The organism is Paraburkholderia yinzeri, from assembly GCF_046581065.1.
GTDB lineage: Bacteria > Pseudomonadota > Gammaproteobacteria > Burkholderiales > Burkholderiaceae > Paraburkholderia.
The window spans coordinates 480661-501157 of the sequence record NZ_JBFOCJ010000002.1 but is presented as its reverse complement, the minus strand read 5'-3'; the positions used below and the strand labels follow the sequence as shown (position 1 = coordinate 501157).

Annotated in this window: 18 protein-coding genes; 8 read left to right on the top strand and 10 right to left on the bottom strand. The window is 62.8% G+C overall.

The genetic code is table 11. The features are described from left to right. Positions 1-54: 54 nt before the first annotated feature. Positions 55-291, bottom strand: a complete 237-nt coding sequence (locus tag WJ542_RS19435; protein ID WP_411191069.1) for a hypothetical protein — start codon at positions 289-291, stop codon at positions 55-57. Between the two features lie 39 nt (positions 292-330). Continuing rightward, complete coding sequence (locus WJ542_RS19430) at positions 331-852, bottom strand: hypothetical protein (RefSeq protein WP_411191068.1); 522 nt, start codon at positions 850-852, stop codon at positions 331-333. A 117-nt stretch (positions 853-969) separates the two neighbouring features. Between WJ542_RS19430 and WJ542_RS19425 the strand changes: the two genes are divergently transcribed. Further along, the gene (locus tag WJ542_RS19425) at positions 970-1890 is read left to right on the top strand and encodes a LysR family transcriptional regulator (RefSeq protein ID WP_411191067.1); all 921 of its coding nucleotides are present in this window, start codon (positions 970-972) and stop codon (positions 1888-1890) included. On the opposite strand, the gene WJ542_RS19420 is transcribed toward WJ542_RS19425, so the two are convergent. From WJ542_RS19420 to WJ542_RS19410, 3 genes are all read right to left on the bottom strand, one after another. After that, positions 1887-2243 carry a BON domain-containing protein gene (locus WJ542_RS19420; RefSeq protein WP_411191066.1) on the bottom strand — a complete coding sequence of 119 codons (357 nt, stop codon included), beginning with the start codon at positions 2241-2243 and terminating at the stop codon, positions 1887-1889. The two genes, WJ542_RS19425 and WJ542_RS19420, sit on opposite strands and share 4 nt — an antisense overlap. 103 nt (positions 2244-2346) lie before the next feature. Further along, complete coding sequence (dctA, locus tag WJ542_RS19415) at positions 2347-3705, bottom strand: C4-dicarboxylate transporter DctA (RefSeq protein WP_411191064.1); 1359 nt, start codon at positions 3703-3705, stop codon at positions 2347-2349. A 106-nt stretch (positions 3706-3811) separates the two neighbouring features. Continuing rightward, a complete protein-coding gene (locus WJ542_RS19410; RefSeq protein WP_411191063.1) occupies positions 3812-4978 on the bottom strand; it encodes a mandelate racemase/muconate lactonizing enzyme family protein in 1167 nt (388 codons plus the stop codon). 115 nt (positions 4979-5093) lie between these two features. Here WJ542_RS19410 and WJ542_RS19405 point away from each other — a divergent pair, with 115 nt between their 5' ends. Further along, on the top strand, positions 5094-6038 hold the full coding sequence (locus tag WJ542_RS19405) for a LysR family transcriptional regulator (protein ID WP_411191062.1): 945 nt from the start codon (positions 5094-5096) through the stop codon (positions 6036-6038). On the opposite strand, the gene WJ542_RS19400 is transcribed toward WJ542_RS19405, so the two are convergent. Next, complete coding sequence (locus tag WJ542_RS19400) at positions 5930-6802, bottom strand: helix-turn-helix transcriptional regulator (RefSeq protein WP_411191061.1); 873 nt, start codon at positions 6800-6802, stop codon at positions 5930-5932. The genes WJ542_RS19405 and WJ542_RS19400 overlap by 109 nt on opposite strands. A 98-nt stretch (positions 6803-6900) precedes the next feature. On the opposite strand from WJ542_RS19400, the gene WJ542_RS19395 reads away from it, so the two are divergent. Then, on the top strand, positions 6901-7788 hold the full coding sequence (locus tag WJ542_RS19395) for an SDR family oxidoreductase (RefSeq protein WP_411191060.1): 888 nt from the start codon (positions 6901-6903) through the stop codon (positions 7786-7788). A gap of 144 nt (positions 7789-7932) precedes the next feature. On the opposite strand, the gene WJ542_RS19390 is transcribed toward WJ542_RS19395, so the two are convergent. After that, positions 7933-8877: a LysR substrate-binding domain-containing protein gene (locus tag WJ542_RS19390; RefSeq protein ID WP_411191059.1), complete on the bottom strand. Its 945-nt coding sequence runs from the start codon at positions 8875-8877 to the stop codon at positions 7933-7935. A 106-nt stretch (positions 8878-8983) separates the two neighbouring features. Between WJ542_RS19390 and WJ542_RS19385 the strand changes: the two genes are divergently transcribed. The 3 genes from WJ542_RS19385 (at position 8984) to WJ542_RS19375 (ending at position 14153) form a co-directional block, all read left to right on the top strand. Then, on the top strand, positions 8984-9475 hold the full coding sequence (locus WJ542_RS19385) for a GNAT family N-acetyltransferase (RefSeq protein WP_411191058.1): 492 nt from the start codon (positions 8984-8986) through the stop codon (positions 9473-9475). Between the two features lie 826 nt (positions 9476-10301). After that, a complete protein-coding gene (locus WJ542_RS19380) occupies positions 10302-13865 on the top strand; it encodes an autotransporter outer membrane beta-barrel domain-containing protein (protein ID WP_411191056.1) in 3564 nt (1187 codons plus the stop codon). Between the two features lie 87 nt (positions 13866-13952). Then, positions 13953-14153, top strand: coding sequence for a hypothetical protein (locus WJ542_RS19375; RefSeq protein WP_411191055.1), 201 nt, complete (start codon positions 13953-13955; stop codon positions 14151-14153). A 98-nt stretch (positions 14154-14251) separates the two neighbouring features. Here WJ542_RS19375 and WJ542_RS19370 read toward each other — a convergent pair whose 3' ends face one another. Next, positions 14252-14779: a hypothetical protein gene (locus tag WJ542_RS19370; protein WP_411191054.1), complete on the bottom strand. Its 528-nt coding sequence runs from the start codon at positions 14777-14779 to the stop codon at positions 14252-14254. 94 nt (positions 14780-14873) lie between these two features. Further along, positions 14874-15362, bottom strand: a complete 489-nt coding sequence (gene soxR, locus WJ542_RS19365; protein ID WP_411191053.1) for a redox-sensitive transcriptional activator SoxR — start codon at positions 15360-15362, stop codon at positions 14874-14876. Positions 15363-15446: 84 nt separating this feature from the next. Here soxR and WJ542_RS19360 point away from each other — a divergent pair, with 84 nt between their 5' ends. Then, positions 15447-16454: a questin oxidase family protein gene (locus WJ542_RS19360; protein WP_411191052.1), complete on the top strand. Its 1008-nt coding sequence runs from the start codon at positions 15447-15449 to the stop codon at positions 16452-16454. A 7-nt stretch (positions 16455-16461) separates the two neighbouring features. Here the strand turns inward: WJ542_RS19360 and cobA are convergent, their stop codons facing one another. Then, positions 16462-17244 carry a uroporphyrinogen-III C-methyltransferase gene (cobA, locus tag WJ542_RS19355; protein WP_411191051.1) on the bottom strand — a complete coding sequence of 261 codons (783 nt, stop codon included), beginning with the start codon at positions 17242-17244 and terminating at the stop codon, positions 16462-16464. A gap of 670 nt (positions 17245-17914) precedes the next feature. Here cobA and nirB point away from each other — a divergent pair. Continuing rightward, positions 17915-20479 carry a nitrite reductase large subunit NirB gene (gene nirB, locus WJ542_RS19350; protein ID WP_411192496.1) on the top strand — a complete coding sequence of 855 codons (2565 nt, stop codon included), beginning with the start codon at positions 17915-17917 and terminating at the stop codon, positions 20477-20479. The last annotated feature ends 18 nt before the right edge of the window (positions 20480-20497 follow it).

Below are 20497 nucleotides of genomic sequence, written 5' to 3'. Positions count from 1 at the left end.
TGAACCTTTCTGCGAGGATGGGGAGCGAGGCGAGAGACGACGGGTTTGGAAAATTCAAGGCCCCGCGTTTACCCCACTATATTGGAATTCGGGAAAACAGGTCGCCTCGGGCGGCAGCCGTTTCAGATCAAGTTCGCTCGGCGCGGCGATCATCGCGCCGCTCAAGGGCACCACGGTCAGATTGCTGCGTAACGTGCTATCGACCACCGTCGATCCGTCTGCGGCGAGCAAATCGATCCTGATGCCGGTGCCTTGATAGCTCGCGTTGTTCAGCGATCCCGAGCCGGCCACGATCGCGGTTGCCGCAAGCGGGCGACGTACCGCTCGACGTCATGACTTGCGGAAGGACCAATAGCCGGGAGTGGCCTTGAGCTGCGGGCGCAGCATCAGACAGAAAGCGGCGACGTGCGTGATCATCAGCAAGGGCACGTAGATAACCGGAATCGCGTACGTGGTGCCAAATTGCCCGGCATGCGCGGGAAGATCGGCATGGATGGCGTGGTAGTAATCGACGACGAGGTCGATCGTGCCCACCACGTTGAAGGCTACGACGAAGGCCCAGAAGACCTGGCGAACCCGTGCGGTTACGAGCGCCAGCATGGCCAGCACGCCCGTTGCGAGATCGCCGTATGCGGCGAACACGGCGAAGCTGGCCGGAAGCTGCGGACTGACGACGCCCGGGAGGAGAAAGACCAGCCCGAAGAACCGGAAGCTGTGCAACGTGGCGATGGCGCGCTGCGCGTCGAACGGGGTTATCGACTTGAGTTTGGGCCAGACGTAGGCGCCGAAGCAGAGCAGCCAGGCGACATACCCCAGGACGAGATGCAACTGAAAGAGAAGTTTCGGCGACATGATTCGGGCTTCCTCCGTTGTGGGGAGCATTGATCGGCGGGAACGCGCGCTGATCCCCATGCGCCAGGTGTACCATGACCCGGAGTGAGCGACTATTCATCACAATGTTGACGGGCTATGAAGCAGAACTTCACAGTCAGGCAGGGCGCTCTCGATGGTGTGGAGGTGTTCCTGAGCGTTGCCCAGCATCGCAGCTTTCGCAAGGCGGCTGCGGCGCTCGGCGTGACGCCGTCGGCCGTCAGCCAGACGGTGCGCGTGCTCGAGACGCGCATTGGCGCAGCGCTTTTCACGCGCACCACGCGCAGTGTCGGCCTGACCGAAGCCGGCGAACGGTTTCTTTCGCGCGCCAAGCCTGCTTTCGAGGAACTCGTTGCTGCCGGCGAGGCCGCGCGCGGCCTGGGTCAGCGTCCGTCCGGACTGCTGCGGCTTTCCGTGCCGCGCGCGGTGGTGCCGCTGCTGTTGGAGCCGCTGATCGCATCGTTCTGCAAGGCCTGGCCCGAGATCGAAGTGGAGCTGGCCACCAGCAAGGATCTGATCGATCTCGCGGCGGAAGGGTTCGACGCCGCGATCCGGCTGGGGCAGCTCGTCGCCGCCGACATGGTGGCGGTGCCGTTGACACCGCCGTTCCGACTCGTCGTCGTTGGTAGTCCTGCCTACTTTGCGGGGCGCGGGCGGCCCATGAACACGGACGATCTGCGGCAACACGCCTGCCTCAGATGGCGGCGATCCAGCGGCGCACTCGCGCCGTGGTCGTTCAACAGCGACGGTCAGGCCGTCGAGATTGCCGTATCCGGTCCATTGATCGCGAGCGACTTTCCGACCCTGCTAGGCGCGGCGGTCGAAGGCATGGGTCTCGCGCAGCTACCCGAGCCGATGGTCGCCGCAGGGGTGAGGGCGGGGAAGCTGGTGCACGCGCTGGACGCGTACGCGCCGGTGCTTCCGGGCGTATTCCTCTGCTATCCCAGCCGCCGGCAGATCTTGCCGAAGCTGCGCGCGTTCATTGATTACGTGAAGAGCCGCCCGGCGGGTGGGGGTTAATCGGACTCTCGGCCCGCTGAGCGGATGGTCAGCCGGTTCGAAAGCGCGGTGACACCCGTTACGCCGCGCGTTGTCTGACCCGCAAGCTCAAGCTGCTGCTCGCTTATGGCCGTGCCGGTCAACGTGACCCTGCCGCCTTGCGCATTGACGTAAATATGCGTCGGATCGAGGCCATTGGTACGAGACAGCGCCCACTGGACGTGCCGCACCAGCGTTTTGTCGGGAATGGCGCTGGGGCTCGTTGCCGCCGTCGAGCCGTTGCCGCCGCCCGATTGCGCAAATGCTTGCTGTCCCGGTGTCACCAGGGGCAATAACAGGCCAAACGACACCGCCAAAGAATAGAGACGTTTCATTTTCGTCCTCCGTTCACGCCGAATCGGTCGCAATTCCGGCCATAGCGGTTTCCACGTTAGACCATGCCGATTAAGGGACCATGAGACTCGGGTGAAACTTTTTTCACGTCCGGTGCCGGCGCGCAGGCGCGCCCGCCAACAACGACATGTCTACGGATTCCGGCGTTTCCGGAGAGGCATTCCCGATACTGAGGTCGGCATCGCGATTCAGAACGGCGCGCGCCCGTTCGACGTCCATGGCGCCTTCCCACCGTGCGACGACGATCGTCGCGACTCCGTTGCCGATCAGGTTCGTTACCGCGCGGGCTTCGTTCAGGAAGCGATCCACGCCCAGCAGCAACACCAGCCCCGCGACGGGTATCTTGTGCATCGAGGCGAGCGTCGCCGCCAGTGCGACGAACCCCGCGCCCGCCACGCCGGCCGATCCCTTCGAGGTCAGGAGCAGCACGCCCAGCACGACGAGCTGATCCAGCAACGTCAGATGGATATTCATCGCCTGCGCGACGAACATTGCCGCCATCGTGAGGTAAATCGCCGTTCCGTCGGCGTTGAACGTGTAGCCGGTCGGCAACACCATGCCGACGACCGGGCGCGAGCAGCCGAGGTTCTCCATCTTGATGAGCATCTGGGGCAGCACGGCCTCCGTCGAAGCCGTGCCGAGCGTGATGAGAATCTCATCCTTGATATAGCGAAGATATTTCCAGAGCGACAGGCCGCAGAGCCGCATGACGGTGCCGAGCACGACCACGACAAAGAAGACCGACGTGAGGTACAGACACAGCATCAGTTGTCCGAACGATGCCAGCGTGCCGAGGCCGTACTTCGCGATGGTGAATGCCATCCCGCCGAACGCACCGAGCGGTGCCACGTACATGACGATGCGGACGACGCCGAACATCCCTTGCAGGAACATGTCGAGCATATCCACGAGCGGCGCGGTGCGCGGACCGAGTCTCGCCAGTGCAATGGCGAAGAGGACGGAGAAGAAGATGATCGGCAGGATTTCGCCATTCGCGAACGCGCCGACGATACTGTTCGGCACGATGCTCAGCAGGAAACCGAGCGTCGTGTGTTCATGCGCGGCGTGTGTGTAGCTGGCGATCGTCGAGCTGTCGATGTGCGCCGGATCGATGTTCATGCCGCTGCCGGGCTGGATCAGATTGACGACAAAGAGGCCCGCGACGAGCGCGATGGTCGAGGCCGCTTCGAAGTAGAGCACCGCCTTGACGCCCACGCGGCCCGCTTCGTGCAGGTCGTTCATGCGGGCGATGCCCACGACGACCGAAGCGAAGATGATCGGCGCAAGCAGCATGCGGATCAGCTTGATGAACAGGTCGCCGAGCGGCTTGAGATTGGCCCCGATATCCGGGTAGAAATGGCCGACGAGAACGCCGGCCACGATGCCAATCAGGACCTGCACGTAAAGCTTCGAAAGAGACTTCCTGAATTTCGAGGGCCGCATGTCTGTCTCCTGAGCATGGCGCCATCCGGGTCGATCTGGGCGACCGCCAACCGCCGTGCGTGCAGCGATTGTGTTTCTGGTCGCGGTTCCTCTTCTTTCCTCGGCCTCAAGCCGAGAGCTTCTGCATTTCCGCGAACAGGTCGGCCTTGCCTTCAAAGCCGATACCGGGCAGATCGGGCATGGTGATGTAGCCCTTGTCCACCTTCACGCCGTCGGGGAAGCCGCCGTAGGGCTGGAACAGATCGGGGTACGACTCGTTGCCGCCGAGCCCGAGGCCTGCCGCGATGTTGAGCGACATCTGATGGCCGCCGTGCGGGATGCAGCGGGCCGCCGACCAGCCGTGCTGATGCAGCATGTCGAGCGTGCGCAGATAGTCGACGAGACCATAGCTCAGCGCGCAGTCGAACTGCAGCCAGTCGCGGTCCGCTCGCATGCCGCCGTAGCGGACGAGGTTGCGCGCGTCCTGCATCGAGAACAGATTCTCGCCGGTCGCCATCGGCTTGTCGTAGTAGTTGCGCAGTGCGGCCTGCAACTCGAAGTCGAGCGGGTCGCCCGGCTCCTCGTACCAGAACAGGTCGTATTGCGAGAGCGCCTTTGCATAACGGATTGCCGTGTCCAGATCGAAACGGCCGTTGGCGTCGACCGCGAGCTTCTGGCCGTCGCCGAGCACGCTCAGGATCGAATCGATGCGGCGCAGGTCCTCGTCGAGCGACGCGCCGCCAATTTTCTTCTTCACGACCGTGTAGCCCCGGTCGAGATAGCTGCGCATTTCGTCTTTCAGCTTGTGATGGTCCTGGCCGGGGTAGTAGTAGCCGCCCGCCGCATACACGAAGACCTTGCGGTTCGGCTGTCCGTTGCCGTAGCGGTCCGCGAGCAGCTGGAAGAGCGGCTTGCCCTCGATCTTCGCGACGGCATCCCATACCGCCATGTCGATCGTGCCGATCGCCACCGAGCGCTCGCCGTGGCCGCCCGGTTTTTCGTTGGTGAACAGCGCGGCCCAGATCTTGTGCGGGTCGAGGTTGTCGCCCGTCTCGTCGACGAGCGAGGCCGGGGCGGCTTCGAGGACGCGGGGAATGAAGCGCTCGCGCATCAGCGTTCCCTGGCCATAGCGACCGTTCGAGTTGAAGCCATAACCGACGACGGGCTTGCCGTCGCGGATCACGTCGGTGATCACGGCGACGAGGCTGAGCGTCATCTTGCTGAAGTCGATATAGGCGTTGCGGATCGAGGAACGGATCGGAACGGTCTTTTCGCGGATTTCAACGATTCTCACGGATGTCTCCTGGGGGCACGGCCGGCATTCGAGGCAGCGGGGTGCGGGAGACGTTAGGTTAGGCGTCGGGATCGGTACTATGATTCACTTGTTTTCATATCTTTATTAACCTGCGGTGAAAAGTGACCTGACTTCCCATCTTGAGTTTTTCGTCCTGCTCGGGCGTTACGGGAATCTTTCGAGCGTCGCGCGCGACATGGATATCACACCGCCGGCGGCGACCAAGCGGCTCGCGCAGCTGGAGGCGAAGCTCGGCGTGCGGCTCGTCAACCGGACCACTCGCAGCGTGAGCCTGACCGCCGAAGGCGAGACTTTTCTTCACTACGCGACCCGGATTCTGGCCGAAGTGAAGGAAATGGAGGACGTGGTGTCGTCGAGCCGGTCGGTGCCGCGCGGCCTGCTGCGCGTCAATGCGACACTCGGCTTCGGACGCACGACGATCGCGCCGCTCGTCTCCGAGTTTGCGAGGCGCCATCCGCATGTCGAGGTGCAGCTCGATGTGACTGACCGGCCCGTCGACCTCGTCGAAAGCGGGGTGGATCTGGCGATCCGTTTTGGCGAATTGCCCGACAAGCGGCTCAACGCGCGGCGCATCATGGCGAACCGCCGCTTGCTGTGTGCCTCGCCGCGTTATCTGGAGCGGCACGGCACGCCTGCCACGCTTGCCGATCTCGCCAACCATCAGTGCATCGTCCATCGGCAGAACGATAACGCTTACGGTGTCTGGCGCCTGGAGCGCCATGGCGAGGCGCATTCGGTGAAGGTGCACGGCATGCTGTCGAGCAACGACGGCGACATCGTGCTCGGCTGGGCGGTCGAGGGGCACGGCATCCTGTTGCGCTCGGAGTGGGATCTCGCAAAATATCTGGAGAGCGGACGCCTGCGCGTGGTGTTGCCGGAGTTCGTTCAACCGCTTGCAGACCTGTTCGTCTACTACCCGAACAAGCGGAATCAATCGTCGCGTGCGCGCGCGTTTATCGATTTTTTGGCTGAGCGGTTCGGTCGGCACGACGCGAGCGCCTTGATACGTTCGGCCGTGTCGTCGTCGAGCGGCGTATAAACGATCATGCCTAGATCCGGGCGGCCATCGACAGAGAATGCCGAGTATTCGAGCTCGATCGGTCCGAGTTCCGGATGCGACAGACGTTTCACGCCGCCATCGGCGTGGTTATGCAAGTCGTTCTCACGCCATAACGCTTCGAATTCGGGGCTCGTGCTGCACAACTCGTCGACGAGTTCGCCGGCCTCCGAAACGAGGCCCGCTCGCGCCACGTCGGCTCTGAACGCCCCCACGACAAAACGCGCGACGCTCTCCCAGTCATGCTGCTTCGCACGCACCAGCGGATTGCCGAACAGAAAGCGCAAGATATTGCGCCCATCGGGCGGCAGCGCGCCGTAATCGGTCAGTACGACGGCGGCGGCGCGATTCCACGCGACAACGTCCCAAACCGGATTCTTGATGATGGCGGGACTCGATTGCAGGGAATCGAGAAAGCGCTGCAGCCGCGGACTGACGTCGTTGACGGCCCGGTATCGGACTTCCGGCGGCCGGCCCAATCCGAGCATGAAAAGATGTTCGCGCTCGGTGCTGGTGAGCATCAGCGCGCTCGCAATGCGTTCCAGCACGTCTGCGGAGGGCGCGCCCCCACGCCCCTGTTCGAGCCACGTGTACCAGGTCGAGCTGATATTCGCACGTTGCGCCACTTCTTCGCGGCGCAGCCCCGGCGTGCGCCGACGCCCCGAATAGCCGAAGCTCGCGGGGTCGAGCCGGATGCGGCGGCTCTTCAGGAAGTCGCCGAGCGACGTAGGCGGGGTGACCGGCACGAGATTCCTGTTAGTCGTTTTACCATGATAACGTCACTACTTTAACGGAATAAGAAATCGACGGATAGTGTGGAGGTCACGACCAGGAGGAGTTGACGATGCGAATCTTTTTGACGGGCGCGACCGGTTTTATCGGCTCGGCCCTGGTACCTGAACTGATTCAGGCCGGACACCATGTCATTGGCATGACTCGTTCGGAAGCCGGCGCGCAGGCGCTCAAGGCGGCGTGCGCCGAGCCTCACCCAGGCACGCTGGAAGACGTCGAAAGCCTGAAGCGCGGTGCCGAAAAGGCGGATGCCGTGATACACGCGGCGTTCGACCACGACTTTTCACGATTCGTCGAAAACTGCGAAAAGGACCAGCGCGCGATCGCCGCGCTCGGCTCGGTGCTGGCCGGCTCGGATCGCCCCATCCTCATCACGTCGGGCACCGGCGTCGGCAACGACGAGCCCGGAGAGCTCGCGCGCGAGGGCGTTTTCAACACGAGTCATCCCAATCCGCGCATCGGATCGGAAATAGCGGGAAACACGCTGCTCGATGCGGGCGTGAACGTCTCGGTGATGCGGTTGCCGCAAGTGCATAACCCGCTCAAGCAGGGGCTGATTTCTCCGCTGATCGCGATCGCTCGTGAGAAAGGCGCCGTGGCCTATGTCGGCGAGGGCCGCAACCGTTGGCCGGCGGGGCATCTGTCCGATGTCGTCCGGCTCTATCGGCTCGCGATCGAGCAAGCGGAACGAGGGGCCCGGTATCACGCCGTGGGGGAGGAGGGCGTTAGCAGCCGAGATATTGCCGAATCGCTAGGGCGAGGTCTCAAGCTGCCCGTCGTGTCGATCGCTCCGGAGCAGGCGCAAGCCCAGTTCGGCTGGATGGCCATGTTCGTCGGCATGGACATGCCGGCTTCCAGTGCGTGGACTCAGGCACGCCTCGGTTGGCGGCCGACCGGACCGTCGCTCATATCGGATCTGGATCAAGCGCGATATTTGTAGCGTTCGGATGGGGGCAGCGGGGTTGCTTTCGTTGGGTGCTGTCCGGTGGGCGCGCCGTACGGCTGCAACCCTGGCTTTCTCGTTTGGGCCCAAGGGGCCGCGCCAGGCAGTGAGGGACCCAGTCCGCTCTCGATCTGGTTGCGGTCAACTGCCAGCAGGATCAGGCGTACTCGCCTTGCCCAAAATATCGATCATCAACTCCCGCATCCATCGATGCGCTGCCGATCTGGCGTGTCGTTTGTAAAAAAGTGCTTTTAGAACGTAGCGAGGAACGTTGAACGGCGCCGGGTATATCACGAGCGGTATCGCCAGAGAAAGCTGTAACGCGGCCCGTCGGGGCAGCGTCAACAGAAGCTCGGAATTGGCAACGATGAATGGCGCAGCCATCACGCTTGGAAGTTGCACTGCCACATCGCGGATGTGTTGAGAATCCAGCAAAGCGGCATCGATGACGCTACCCTCGGTGTTCCAGGGTGTCACGACGACATGCCGTTCAGCAAGATAGCGAGTCAAGGACAGCTTCTGCCCGATTCGTGGATGTCCCCGACGGACGACGACGACATAATCGTCCACGAAGCATTGTAAAGACGCGAGTCCGGCAGCCTGCAGCTCCGTCTCATCCGAAAAACCCAGCGCGAAATGAACCCGCCCCGAAGCGAGGTCTTCCAGCGACTCGCGCTGGGTCGAGTAAACCACGCGCACGCGGGTTCCCGGGGCATGCAGCTCCAGCGCTGCAACGAGCTGCGGCAGCACCGCGAACGCGGTGAAATCGGTTGCCGCAAACACGAACTCTTGCTTGCTGGTCGAAGGGTCGAACGGACTCGCGTTTTCCAGGCTGTCCGTAAGCGTCTGCAGCGCCTCGCGCACTCCCACAGCCATCTGCTCAGCCTTTGCGGTTGGCAACATTCCGTTGCCGTGCCGGACGAAAAGCTCGTCTTCCAGAGCAATGCGCAAACGTGCAAGCGCATGGCTGCAGGCAGACGCGCTTAGTGAAAGCTCTTCGGCAGCCGAGACGACTCCTCGATGCCGAAACAAGGCGTCGAAGACCAACAACAGATTGAGGTCTATCCGTCGAAGCAAATAATGCATAACGTGCAGTACTTCCTGAATAAAATGCAGTGTTTGCAGTTTGCGCGTGTTCTATCATCCTGTCACTTCAAATGTTCCAGGCCGGCGGTTCCGGTCTATCTCACTCATGACAGTTCCAAATTTCCGCCTGGCGCGGCCCATGGACGTTGACCGCGTCTTCGAAATCGAGACTTCGGCTTACGAGGGCGACGAAGCAGCCACGCGCGCCAGGATCGCAACCCGCATTGCCGAATATCCGGAAGGTTTTCTGGTTATGGAACTGCACGGCAACTTGATCGGATTCATCAACAGCGGATGCGCGCACGAAGTCGTCATGTCCGACGAGGCGTTCAAGGAGCTTGTCGGACATGATCCGTCTGCGGACAACGTCGTGATCATGTCTGTCGTGATCGATCCATCACATCAGGGAAAAGGGTACGCGTCGCTGATGATGCGAACTTTCGTCGCTCAAATGTCCCAGATGGGCAAGAAAACCATCCATTTGATGTGCAAGGACCGTCACGTAGCACTGTATGAACGTATGGGCTATCGCTACGTCAGGCCGTCCAGTTCCGACCATGGAGGCATGTCCTGGCACGAGATGGTGATGGTGCTGTGACCTTGCAATAGCGCCAGTCGGGCGGGAAGTGCCATGCAGCACGAGACCTCCGGCAAAACGGCGGGCGCCCGCCGCTTTCGGCTGTTCAACGAATCGTGCCTTGACAGCTTGAGCTTGTCCTTCTGGCCGGCTAGCGCCCGACAACCTGGTGCGGCGATTGCCTCGGTCGCGCCTTTCATGCGAAAGGCATGAGCCGACCCCGAGCGGCCTGTCGATTCCATCGAATCGACAGGCCGGTTTGAGAAGCACACCGGCCGTTCAAATTGTCATACGGTGCAGTGGCTTGAGATGCCATGCGGCACCCGCGCCCTTCGTCAGACAGGTGTATAGAACCTGGTGACCAGAAACGTCAACGCAATCTACCGTTTCGTGAGATAGCCCTGCTTCAAATGCCAGTATTTAACAAGAATTAACAGCCTTTGCAAATCTCCGGCATTGTTGATCGTCGCACCGATTGTGCGAAACGGGCGGGTCTTGCGTGTGCTTATCAAGATTGCTTTTTGCTAGCCCGGCGACTACGCTTCTGGCACGGAAAATCAAAGCCATGGTTGATCCGTATAACAGATAAATGAAAGACTAACCGCCGCTGGCAGGTGGTGCGAAACGGGGCTCCACATACAAGCGAAATCCCGGTATCGGGGATAACGCTGCACAGATCGATGAGCTTGACGTCGACGTGCGCTTCAATGCCCTGCGCGACAAAATAGTGAAGACGGGGAAATCGTCTGGAAAGGGTGAAATACCTATCACGCCTGTTTGCACAATAAATAGGGAGTGATGCGCATTAGAAAATGCTGTGCTGCCTATAACGGCGATCGGGGACGTCATGAAACAAAATTTCAATAAATCAGCGAAAACCATAAATACGGTTTCTGTACGCAATTCACGTGTCATACCGGGAAACAAGGAAGAACGTGCCGCCGCTAAATGCCCAGGCACGGGCGTGCGTTCCCGCCGCTCCCTGATGCTGTCGACGGCGATTGCCGCGCTTTTCTGCGCGGCCGCCGGCGTGCGTCCGGCGAACGCGCAGGCGTCGTACTCCGTGGGCACGGCATCCGATCTGACCCGTGCGATTACAGACGCAAACACCAATAATGACTACCTTCCAGACCTTACCCTGTCAGGAAATGTCACAACCCCCAGCGGGACCGTGGTGCCCACCGGAACGGCTGTAGGCAGCGGCTCCGGTAACGGGTTGAACCTGAACACGGGCGCCTCTACCCTGACATTGAGCGGGGCGGGTACGGTCTGGAACGCAGGTACCTTTGGCGGCGCCTTCGATGTCAACGGGGCGGGCAGCGGCGGGTTGACCGTTTCCAACGGCGCTCAGCTCGTGATCCCGGACACCGTCGAGGTTGGCTTCCTGAGCCTCAACTCGGGCGCCCTGACGGTCACGGGAAGCGGCTCGAGTTTGACAACAGACTACCTTGCCGTCGGCCGGGGCGGGGATGCCTCGATCGCGTTGACAGACGGCGCCCGGCTCACGACCAGCACCGCCTCGATTGGGGAAGGCCCGGGATTTACCGTGGCATCCAACATCGCTGTGCTGGTGGACGGAGCGGGTACCGTCTGGAACGCCGGCAACTTCTCGGCGGGTGGGGCGACGAACAGTGTCGGTGTGACGGTTTCCAACGGCGCCACGATCCAGGCTGTCAACGCCGGCATCGGTGTAAACGGCGCCGCGTCGATGCTGGTGACGGGGGCAGGTTCCAGCTTCGCGGACTCCGGCGTTCTCTATATCGGGCAAACCACCTTCGGGGGTACGCCAGGGCAGGGAACGCTGACCATCAGCAACGGCGGCCTTGTTGCGGCGTCGGAGGGGGTACTTGTCGGTGCCGACAGCGGCACTAACGGCACGCTGACCGTCGACACCAACGGGGTCCTCGAAACAGCGGCACTGCTGCCGGGCGTTGGCGACGCGACGGCGACATTTGATAACGGCACCCTGCGGGCGACCGCCGACAGCATGCCCGACTCGGCATTGATCTATGGTTTTGCGCCCGACAATTTCATCATCGGTGCCGGGGGCATGATCCTGGATTCCAATGGTTTCAATGTGACGGCATCGACCGTCATGTCGGGCGTAGGCGGCCTGACCAAGCAAGGCGCGGGCACGCTGACCTTGACGGACGACAACACCTATACCGGCGGCACGACGATCGCGGCGGGCACGCTGCAGCTCGGCAACGGCGGAACCTCGGGCAGCATTCTCGGCAATATCGCCGACAACGGTACGCTGGCCTTCGATCGTTCGGACAGCGTCGCTTTCGGCGGCACGGTCTCCGGCACCGGCGCGGTCGACCAGATCGGTACCGGCACGACCATCCTGACGGCCAACAATACCTACACCGGCGGCACGACGATCTCGGCAGGGACATTGCAGCTCGGCAATGGGGGAACCTCGGGCAGCATTCTCGGCAATGTCGCCGACAACGGCACGCTGGCCTTCGATCGTTCGGACAGCTTCACTTTCGGCGGCACGGTCTCCGGCACTGGCGCGGTCGACCAGATCGGTACCGGCACGACCATCCTGACGGCCAACAATACCTACACCGGTGGCACGACGATCTCGGCAGGGACGTTGCAGTTCGGCAATGGCGGAACCTCGGGCAGCATTCTCGGCAATGTCGCCGACAACGGGACGCTGGCCTTCGATCGTTCGGATAGCTTCACTTTCGGCGGCACAATTTCCGGCACGGGCAACGTGACGCAAACAGGTCCGGGCGTCACGGTCCTGAATGCGGTGAACACCTACAGCGGAGGCACGACCATTTCAGACGGCACGCTTGCCGTCGGCGATGCCGCGCATGCGAACGCGGCTCTCGGTGCGGGCGCAACGACCGTGGCAGACGGCGCAACGCTCGGTGGTTATGGCACGGTAGCGGGTGCGGTGACCAATGCGGGCACGATCGCCGTCGCCAATGCATTGCCTTCGTTTGCGGCCGATGCGAATGGCTCGTTCATGATCGGCGGCAATCTGGTGAATCAGGGTGTGGTGAACGTGGCGGCTGCGTCCGGGCAGATCGGCAACGTGCTGACGGTCGGCGGTAACTACTCGGGCGCCAACGGGCAGTTGGTACTGAACACGCTGCTTAACCAGGGCGGTGCGGCCACGAAGACGGACCAGCTCGTCGTTACAGGCAATACGAGTGGCAGCACGACCATTCAGGTACACGCGACAGGCACGGGCGTGCAGACGGTGGGCGATGGCATCGAGCTTGTGCAGGTGGACGGAACGTCGGCGGCGAACAGTTTCCGCATGGGCAATGTGATACAGAGCGGTGCCTATCAGTATCTGCTGTATCAGGGCGGTACTGCGAGCGCTAACGACTGGTATTTGCGCTCGATGTTCGAATCGTCGTCGGGGGCAAGTGGCGCTGTCACGCCTTCCGGGAACGTTGCATATCGTCCAGGCGCTGCCGGCTATTCGCTGACTCCGCTGCTCGATGCCGACTACGGTTTTACGATCATGGGGACGTTGAACGAGCGCGTGGGCGACATCGCAAGCGTCGAAGCGGGACAAGCCAATAAGACCGGCGCCGACAACAATGATGGGGTCTGGGGCCGTGTGAGCGGGGAGAATTTCGACGTCGATTCAAACAACGGGTTCTCGGCCAGCGAACAGACGTTCTTCGGGCAGTTCGGCAAGGACTGGACGCTCGCGCGCGGCGCCAATGGGGGCAGCACGCATGCGGGCGCGATGGTGACTTTCGGCTCGATGTCGGCGACTTTCGACGACAGCCTGCGCAGCCTTGATTCACAGTTGTCCGACGCAACGGGCTCGGTGGAGACGCAAGCGCAATCCATTGGCGGCTACTGGACGAAATATCTGCCTGACGGCACCTATTTCGACGGTGTAGGCCAACTTACGCATTACTACAACAAATACGGCGACATCTACGGCGACGAGGCAACCCAGAACGGTTTCAGCGCAGGGGCCTCGGGCGAGGTGGGCAAGCCCTTCCTGCTTCCTGGTTCGACGGGCATCGCGATTGAACCGCAGGTGCAGTTGCTCTATCAGTACCTGCATATGAATGCGGCAGACGATGGGGTTTCGCCGATTTCCAGCACCAGTACGAATGGCTTGCGCGGACGCGTGGGCTTCCGGCTGTTTCGGGCGAATCTGCAAAACGACGGACGCACGGGCGCGGCAACGCCTTATCTGACCTTCGACGTACTGCACGACTTCCTCTCTCCTGGGCAGACCAGCGTGGGCGGCACGCCGTTCGAGGCCGATCCGGCCAGGACCTGGTACGACGTGGGCGCGGGTGTGACGACGAGCATGGGCAAGTCGTCCGAGCTGTACGTCAATATCAAGTACGCGCGCAACATTGGGGGCGAGTACGCGCGCACCGTTTTCGGTCAGGCCGGCTATCGATATTCCTGGTAGTCACGGATTCCGGGACGGAAAACGGCTTCTTCGATAGTGCCAACTGGAAGAACGCGGACTATACGCAAACGCCGCGCGGCTGGATCGATGGCTTCCGGGTACTGCGGAGACACGCTGCATGTCCTCGAGCGACTCGTGCCGACGCTGCAGCACGGCCGGGACGTGGTGCAGCAGGGCACGCCGTCGTCGCCGGGCCATTTCACCATGACGCGCCCCGACCTCTGGGCGCAGCACGTGGGCGAATTCATGCAATGGCTGGGCGATGTGCCTTCGCAGACGGGCGGGTAGCGGCGACGCCGGTCTTGAAGCGGTCGCTCACGAGGGCGTTTCGGTGCGCCACCGAGCTACGGCCGCGGGCAACACTGCCACCGCACAAACGCCTTCAATCACTCGATACGCAGCGACCCCGACATTTGCTTGATCACCGGCGACCACGTTGCCTGCTCCGCGACAGGATAGACAAATTGCACGGCAACCAGCGTATCGCCGTGAATGATCATCTTCTCGTAGACGACTTCGTTAGTCGGCGTCTGGCACGAAAAGGCCACGAGATGCCGCTTGCTCACTTCATAGCTCGCCCGCACGCCCGCGCAGGGGCCCTGTTCTTCGCTGCGCAGGATTTGAGCAGGCGTATCGTCGTTCGCGTTGAACCTGCCCCAGACGGTGACTTGCGCGGTGCCCGATTTCGCCGAAAAGACGACGCCGTCGCTGTCGTCCGCTTCACGGCCGGCGGCCAGCAGGTCGGCAGGATAATCGATCGTGTATTGGTAGCGTACGTTGCCGTAGGTCGCAACGTGTTCGTCGGCCTGCTGGCGCGGCGGACTCGAAGGCTTCGCTTCCTGGCTGGACGTTGCGGCTGCGAAGCAAGCCAGGCCGTGCGAGGCAAGAAAGGTCGCCAGCAAGTAGCGGGACAAGGTGTTCCGGATTGGCATGGGCATTGGGTAGGGAGACGGGATAACGATAATCGCATACCAGGTGGTTCGAGCGAGAAGGGGCTTCGGCGGCGCGTCACCGCTCCGGTTCACCCGGATCAGCCGCGTTTAGCAAATCACGCGAGCTATCGCCCATGAGATATCGGGCGCCGCTTCCTCGACTTCGCGCGATATCCCCCGGATTATAAAGCGAGCAACTCTTCAGCGAGAGGCAGCCGCATCCCACGCACGAAGCAAGCCGATCGCGCAACGCGATCAGCGCATCGATTCGCTCCTGCAGCATGGGCTGCCAGGTGCGGGACAGACGTTGCCAGTCCTGTTTGGTCGGCGTGCGCTGCCCGGGCAACGTCGCCAGTGCCGAACGAATCTCCGCCAGGTTCAAACCCACGGCCTGGGCTGCGCGAATGAAACCGATTCGCCGCAGCGCCTCACGCCGGTACTGACGCTGACCACCCTCCGTCCGGCAACTGCTGACCAGTCCTTGTTCCTCGTAGAAGCGGATCGCGCTCGTTGCTACGCCAGAGCGTCTGGCGAGCTCGCCGATGGAGATCGAAATGTCTTTCATGACGTTTCTGGATGAATGGGCTTGACTTCAAGTTTACTTGAACTATCACAATGCAGCTTCGCTTTCTGTCCCGGAGACTTAATCATGCAAGTGGACCGCATGGACGCCACCCTGAACGAACTGCTGGACGCGAACGCTGGCTTCGATCTGGCAGCCAGGGGGACGACCAACCATTGCCCGATGGCGCTCGTTGCGTTGTCCCGAATGGGAGCTTCTCCGTCGCGGTTACGGGAGTTCTTCGCGATGTGGGAGCGCAAGTACGCGCTGCCCGCGCCACGCGTCGACGTGACGATCAGTCGTCGCGACTGGTCGCGCCAACTCGCCAATCCTGCTGCATTCGGAGCGCTGCGCCTTTGCTTTCTGGACTGGATGGCGGACGACGGCCCCATTCCGGTGATCACCCAGGTTCTGAGCGCAGTGCCGTTCGCACCCGCAACGGGCGCGTTCCATGCGCTCGTCCGGCTGGCTTACGGCATCGAGGCCGCGCATGCCGGCGAGATGGCTGCGGGCCTGGCTGCGCTGGTCTCGTCGCATTTGCCGATTGCCATTCCTGTCGATGGCAGCCGCCGTGCCGAAAGCGTCGACGCCGCGTTTTACGAGGTTGCGCGAGCCATGGCCGATGACCCGGTGAACGGCAACTCGATAACGGCGCGTCTTCGCGCCGTGGCCGGCGATGCCCGGTTCCAGCAGGCAGTTCTCTCGCCTCCGGCGACCTCATCGTTGCTCGACGACATGGCACGAGCGGCTATCTCCGTGTACTGGCGGACGGCAGATTTCACAGTACTCCATACTGTCACGGGCACGCACGCCGCCCGCATTCTGTTTGCCCGGTTGCCCGACTCGCTGGCCGAGCAATTGCTGCCCGATCTATGGTTTGCGCTGTGCGCCGCTTACGCAACGGTGCGCAAGCCCCTGGACGTCGAGCCCGATGTGCCGGCCATAGAAGGCGACTGGAACGAAGCGTGCCGGCTGGCGGTGCTTTCAGATGACGATCATGTCGTCAAGATGACCTATACGTGTCTTTGCGAAGATCGCCGCAATGTGTCGGAGTGCTATCTGGCTTCGGCGGCGCGGCTCGTCGGAATGCCGTAGACGCCATTCAGGCCCGTCGCAACAGAGGAGGGAGAGCATCCCTCGCAGACTCGAACGCTTCGAAGCGCTTGAACGACATGGCCTCGCCAATCGCATCGCCTACGAGAATAATGGCGGGGCTGCCCAGCCCGGCCGCTTGTGCGTCGTGCGCGACGGTGGCGAGCGTGCCGGTCACGCGCCGCTCGCTGGCCGTGCCGGCCCATTGCACGACGGCCGCGGGCGTGCTGCGCGGCAGCGACTGCGCAAGCGTGGCGCAGAGGTTTTCGATGCGGCTCATGCCCATATAGATCGCGAGCGTCATGCCGGTTGCCGCGAGCGCGACCCAGTCGGGTTCGCTGTGGTCGCGTAGATGCGCCGTCACGAAGATCACCCCCTGGCAGTGGTCGCGGTGCGTGAGCGATACGCCAAGGCTCGCGGCGGCGGCGAAAGCCGAGGACACGCCACTGACGATCTCGACGGCGATACCCGCCCGCTGCAACGCGCCCAGTTCCTCTCCCGCGCGCCCGAACAGCAGCGCGTCGCCGCCTTTCACGCGCACGACGTGCAGGCCCCGCCGCGCGTAGCGTTGCATGAGCCGCTCGATGAAGGTTTGGGGCGTGGAGCGGCAGCCGCCGCGTTTGCCTACCCGGATCACGCGCGCGGCGGGGGCGAGCGCTGCGATCTCCGGATTCACGAGATCGTCGAGCAGCACGACGTCGGCGCTCGCAAGCGCTTTCACGGCTTTCAGCGTGAGCAGGTCGAGGTCGCCTGGACCCGCGCTCAACAAGGTGACCTTGCCCGTTGCCATCATGTTTGTCCTCTTGCGTGCGGCACACACGGCCGTGCGCGCCGTCAAAAACAAATGGCGTCCGCTCGCCGGGTTCGGCGAGGGGACGCCATTGTCCTGGTTGATCCTGGTTGATAGACACATTTTGATAGACACATTTCCTGAGTGGCGCGAACCGCCTGCGGCACTCCCGCGCGACATCCGGCAGCGTTGCCGGATGCAACGTGTGATGCAAATTTCAGACCAGCATGAGCATGCAGACAGGTTGACCGCTGCGTCCATGCCGGCCGTGCCGCGAGGGCACGCACGCGCGAAGCGAGTGAACCGGGTGGCCGCGCAATCGCACAGCGAATGTGCTGCACAGCACCAATCTTGTGCTTCGCCGTATCACGATGCGTCATGCCTGCACTTGTAGCGGCTCGCGGACAAAGGCCGCGAATGCCCGCCAACTGTACCTTCGAGCCCGCAGGGCACCGTATGGCACGGTGTTTGCGTTATCTGACGCGACACAGGTCGGCAGGGATCAACGGCGATCCCTCTGCGTCGCAGCACCGCAGCGCTCGATCTGCCACCGTAAAACAGGGCAATGGCGTCCCCCGAATCTGGCTTCTCACAAGCCGGTATCGCGGGACGCCTTTTTATTTTCAGGGTGCTCAGCATGGTGCAATCCACGTTTGCAGTCGACGGCTCCGTCATGGAAGTCGTCGTTGTCGGCCACGGCATGGTGGGCCACAAGTTTCTCGAGTGCCTGCTTGCCGAGGGCGCGCCGCAGGTGCGGGTGACCGTGCTTTGCGAGGAACCGCGTCCGGCTTACGATCGCGTGCACCTCTCCGCATTCTTTTCGGGCACTTCGGCCGAGGATCTCTCGCTCGTCGAGGCCGGGTTCTTCGATCGCGACGACGTGCGGCTCGTGCTCGGCGCGAAGGCGGTCTCAGTCGACCGTGCGGCGCGCACCATAACGGTCTCCAACGGCGAAACGCTGCATTACGACAAGCTCGTGCTCGCCACGGGCTCGTCGCCGTTCGTGCCGCCCATCGCGGGCAACGACCGCGCAGACTGTTTCGTCTACCGAACTATCGAAGACCTCGAAGCGATGCAGGCCCGCGGCGCGCGCGCCCGTACGGGCGTGGTGGTGGGCGGCGGGCTGCTCGGCCTCGAATGCGCGAAGGCGCTGCGAGACATGGGGCTCGAAACCCATGTGGTCGAATTCGCACCGCGCCTCATGGCCGTGCAGGTGGACGACGACGGCGGCCGCGTGCTGCGCGGCAAGATCGAGGAACTGGGCGTGACCGTGCACACGCAGAAGCAGACTACGGCGATCGTCGACGGCGAAACGGCGGCGAACCGCATGGTATTCGCCGACGGCTCGCACCTCGAAGCGGACATGATCGTGTTCTCGGCCGGCATTCGCCCGCGCGACGAGATTGCGCGGGCCTGCGGCCTCGACCTCGGTGCGCGCGGTGGCGTGGCGATCGACGACCAGTGCCGCACGAGCGATACGGACATCTACGCAATCGGCGAATGTGCGTCGTGGCGCGGCCAGACCTTCGGCCTCGTCGCGCCGGGCTACGACATGGCCCGCGTCGCGGCGAAGGCGCTGGCGGGCGAGGAAGCGGGCTTTGCCGGCGCCGACATGAGCACGAAACTCAAGCTGATGGGCGTGGACGTGGCGAGCCTGGGCGACGCGCATGGGAAAACGCCGGGTAGCCGCGCGTACCGTTATGCCGACGAGCGCCGCCAGGTCTACAAGAAAATCGTCGTGTCCGAATGCGGCAAGCAACTGCTCGGCGCGGTGATGGTGGGCGACGCAGGCGACTACGGCACGCTGCAGCAGATGATGCTCAACCGCATCGAGCTTCCCGAAGCCCCCGAATTCCTGATTCTTCCCGAGTCCGGCGGCAAGGCCAGGCCGGCTCTCGGCGTGGAGGCGCTGCCCGACGGCGCGCAGATTTGCTCGTGCAACAACGTTTCGAAGGCGCAGATCTGCGCGGCGGTGCGCGAGGGCTCGACGACCATCGCGGCGGTGAAGAGCGCCACCTGCGCGGGGACTTCGTGCGGCGGCTGCGTGCCGCTCGTGACTCAGGTCATGAAGTCGGAGATGCAGCGCCAGGGGCTCGCCGTCAACAACCATTTGTGCGAGCACTTCCGCTATTCGCGCCAGGAGCTCTATCACATCGTGCGCGTGGAGGGCATCAAGACCTTCTCCGAACTGCTCGCGAAGCATGGGCAAGGGCTGGGCTGCGACGTTTGCAAGCCCGCCGTGGCCGGCATTCTCGCGTCGTGCTGGAACGAATTCGTGCTCAAGAAGGAACATGCAGGTCTTCAGGACTCCAACGATTACTACCTCGCCAACATCCAGCGCGACGGCACCTATTCGGTCGTGCCGCGCATGGCTGGCGGCGAGGTGACGCCGGAGGGGTTGATCGCGGTGGGGCAGGTCGCGAAGCAGTACGGGCTGTATACGAAGATCACGGGCGGCCAGCGCGTGGATCTGTTCGGGGCGCGCGTCGAGCAGTTGCCCGCGATCTGGGAAGCGTTGATCGCGGCGGGCTTCGAATCGGGACATGCCTACGGCAAGGCGGTGCGCACCGTGAAGTCGTGCGTGGGCTCCACGTGGTGCCGCTACGGCGTGGGCGATTCGGTGGGCCTCGCCATCGAGATCGAGAACCGCTACAAGGGCTTGCGCGCGCCGCACAAGATCAAGTTCGGCGTCTCGGGCTGCACGCGCGAGTGCGCCGAGGCGCAGGGCAAGGATATCGGCGTGATCGCGACGGAGAAGGGCTGGAATCTCTATGTCTGCGGCAACGGCGGCATGAAACCGCGTCACGCGGAACTGCTCGCCTCGGACCTCGACAAGGCCACGCTGATCCGCTACGTCGACCGCTTCCTGATGTTCTACGTGCGCACGGCCGACCGCCTGCAGCGCACGAGCGTATGGCGCGACAACCTCGAGGGCGGTCTCGAGTATCTGATCGACGTGGTGGTGCACAACAGGCTCGGCCTTGCAGCCGAGCTCGAAAGCGAGATGCAGCACGTGGTCGAGACCTACGAGTGCGAATGGAAAAAGGCCGTGACCGACCCGGATACGCGGCGGCGCTTTCGTCACTTCGTCAATAGCGAGGCGGGCGATCAGCACGTGCGCTTCGTCGAGGAGCGCGGCCAGATCCGTCCGGCCACGCCGGCCGAGCGTGCGGTCGAACCCAGGGGCGCGGCATATGCCGTGCTGGAAGAGATTCCGGTTGTCGTCGAAGCTGTCTGAACCTTGTCCTTCTCAACA